Genomic DNA, 2,573 nt, shown 5'->3' with positions numbered 1-2,573 from the left:
TGCCGGTCTGTGTCCCGCGTCATGGGGGGCGCGAACGCCCCGGCGTAGCGTCGGCAGTCATGTTTCCGGGGCGACCACGGGTGGCCGGCAGTGCACGTCGAACTCTCTCCACTGATCAGCGCGAGCGCGCGGTGGCTCACGCGCGCCTACCCTTCGCGGGGCGCGTTCTCGTCCGCGCTGGCGGAGGTGCAGGCGTGCCAGGCCGTCACGGTCGCCGCCCTGCTGCGCTACCCGAGCGCGATGGACGCCGCCCTGGTGGCCATGGCCGGGCCGGGGGGATCGGCCCGGCTGGACCGGGTGACGGGGATGTCCGGCGCCGGTGAGGACCACCCGTGGTCCTCGTGGGTGGACGAGGTGGTCGCCAGCTGGGCCGCGTGCCTGCTGGCCGCCCCCGTCCTGGCCGAGGCCGCGGTGGCCGCCCTCGCCGCGGGCGAGGACACGGGCGGTGCCGTTGCCGGCTTCCGGCGCCTGGTCGCGCCCGACGCCCACGACCTGGAGGCAGCCGCCCTGCTCCGCCACCCCGATCTGGTGCAGCCGATAGCCGCCCTGCACCGGGCGGGCCTCCTCGCCCGGCTCGGCCTGGACGCCCCCGCGGTGCGCTGAGGGCCCGGCGCCACGAGCGCCGCGGCGGCACCGAGCGCGCGGCCGCCCCTCCCGGATCCGGCGACGCGGCACTCCCGCGTTCCTCCCCCGCCCGCACCGCCTCACGGCATGTCCGTAAAAGTCCTTTCCGAGATTGTTTGCGAGCATTTCCCATGGTTACCCGCGAGGTGAAGGGCACGGAAAAGGTGTCAGCCGGATCCGCCGCGCAGAGCGGTACGGCCCATGGACAGGCGCGTCGGCGCCCGGTGGGCCCGAGGCCCCGGCCGGTGCACCGTCGAAAGGAGGGATGGCTCATGAGGGAAGCCGAACGGGCACAGCAGGTGGGTCGGACAGCGAGAGAGCAGGCCTCGGCGACGACCGCGCAGGCCGGGCAGGCCGCCGGCGAGGTGGCCGGAACCGCCGCCGAACAGGCGAAGGCGGTCGCGGGCGAGGCGCGCAGGCAGGCCGACAGCGCGGTACACGATCTGAAGCGGCGCCTCATGGACGAGGGCCAGGAGCAGACGGACCGCCTGGCGGACGCGGTGCGCCAGTGGGCGGACGATCTCGGGGGCCTCGCCGACGGGGCCCGGAAGGACTCCCCCGCGCGCAGCCTCACCGCCCGCACCGCGGACCAGGGCCACCGTGCCGCCGACTACCTCGCCGGCAACAGCCTCGACGGCATGCTCGGCGACCTCCGGGACTTCGGCCGTCGGCGTCCGGGTGTCTTCCTGGGCGGGGCGGTCCTGGCGGGCCTCGCCGTCGGCCGCCTCGGCAAGGCGGGCAAGGCGGCGCACTCCTCGGACGGTGGCCGTCCGGCCGCCGAGCACCAGGAGGTGGCCCCGCTCGGGCCGGGCAGCCCGGCCCCGGCGGAACTCCCACGTCGTCCGGGGGTGTGAGATGTCGTCGCTCACCACCCGGACGAGGACCACGGCACGACACCCGGACGAGGACCGCTCGGTCGGCGAGCTGGTCTCACGGGTGACGTCGGACATGCAGGTGCTGTTCCGTCAGGAGGTGGAACTCGCCAAGGCGGAGATCCGTGAAGAGGCCACCAAGGCGGGCAAGGCCGCCGGCATGCTCGGCGGAGCGGGGTTCGCCGGTTACATGGTGGCGCTGTTCCTGTCGCTGGCGGCCGTGTTCGGCCTGGCCAACGTCATGGACGCCGGCTGGGCCGCCCTCGTCGTCACCGCCGTGTGGGCGGCCGTCGCGGGCGTGCTGTACGTGATGGGCCGGTCCAGGATGCGGCGCGTGTCACCCCAGCCGGCACGAACCGTGGAGACACTGAAGGAGGACGCACAGTGGGCACGTCACCCGACCAGGTAAAGGCCGACATCCAGGCGACCCGCGACAGGCTCTCGGACGACGTCGGTCTGCTGACCGACCGCACCAGCCCGAAGCGCGTGATGCGGCGGCGCACCGACCGCATGCGGTCGAGGGCCACCGGCCTGCGTCACAGGGTGATGGGCGGCGCCTCGGAGACCCGGAGCCAGGCCGCCGACCGCACCCGGAAGGCCGCACACGCCGTCCCGGAAGGTGCCGGGCAGGTGGGTGAGGCGGTCAAACAGGCTCCGGAACAGGCGATACGGCAGACCGAGGGCAATCCTCTGGCCGCCGGGCTCATCGCCTTCGGCGCCGGGCTGCTGGCGGCCTCCCTCCTGCCCGGGTCCCAGGCGGAGGAGCAGGCGGCGGGCAAACTGTCCGAACAGGCCGGCGACGCGATCGAACCGGTCAAGGAGGCCGCGGCCGAATCCGCCCGGCGCGTCAAGGACGACGCCACCGAGACCGCGAAGCAGGCCGCGGAGGAGGTCAAGGAGAGCGCGGCGGACGCCGCCCGCACCACCCGCGACGAGGGCAGGGACCAGGCCGGGCAGGTCACCGACCGGGCCCGCGAGTCCGGACAGCAGGTGGCCGGTGAGGCCCGGAGGCAGGGCCCCGGCGGGGCCATGCTGCTCGTAGGAGATGAAGTGGGAGGCCCACATCTGGTGCTGGCC

The 2,573-nt window shown here is 74.5% G+C and carries 4 protein-coding genes; all 4 read left to right on the top strand.

Translation table 11 applies throughout. The features are described 5' to 3' along the window. The first annotated feature begins 90 nt into the window (after window positions 1–90). Window positions 91–603: a hypothetical protein gene (locus ABZ371_RS31555; RefSeq protein WP_358686137.1), complete on the top strand. Its 513-nt coding sequence runs from the start codon at window positions 91–93 to the stop codon at window positions 601–603. Window positions 604–896: 293 nt separating this feature from the next. Further along, window positions 897–1,478, top strand: coding sequence for a hypothetical protein (locus ABZ371_RS31550; RefSeq protein ID WP_358686135.1), 582 nt, complete (start codon window positions 897–899; stop codon window positions 1,476–1,478). A 1-nt stretch (window position 1,479) separates the two neighbouring features. Next, window positions 1,480–1,905: a phage holin family protein gene (locus ABZ371_RS31545; protein ID WP_358686132.1), complete on the top strand. Its 426-nt coding sequence runs from the start codon at window positions 1,480–1,482 to the stop codon at window positions 1,903–1,905. Further along, on the top strand, window positions 1,881–2,573 hold a 693-nt coding region (locus ABZ371_RS31540; RefSeq protein WP_358686129.1), incomplete at its 3' end, for a DUF3618 domain-containing protein. The genes ABZ371_RS31545 and ABZ371_RS31540, both read left to right, overlap by 25 nt.

The organism is Streptomyces sp. NPDC005899 (genome assembly GCF_040629645.1).
Classification (GTDB): Bacteria; Actinomycetota; Actinomycetes; order Streptomycetales; family Streptomycetaceae; genus Streptomyces.
The sequence above is the reverse complement of the archived record's forward strand: the minus strand, read 5'-3'. Positions and strand labels throughout refer to the sequence as shown.

Excerpts from the sequence above, each read along its gene's own strand:
- ABZ371_RS31550 (WP_358686135.1), top strand. The coding sequence starts at position 897 with ATGAGGGAAGCCGAACGGGCACAGCAGGTGGGTCGGACAGCGAGAGAG.
- ABZ371_RS31545 (WP_358686132.1), top strand. The coding sequence starts at position 1,480 with ATGTCGTCGCTCACCACCCGGACGAGGACCACGGCACGACACCCGGAC.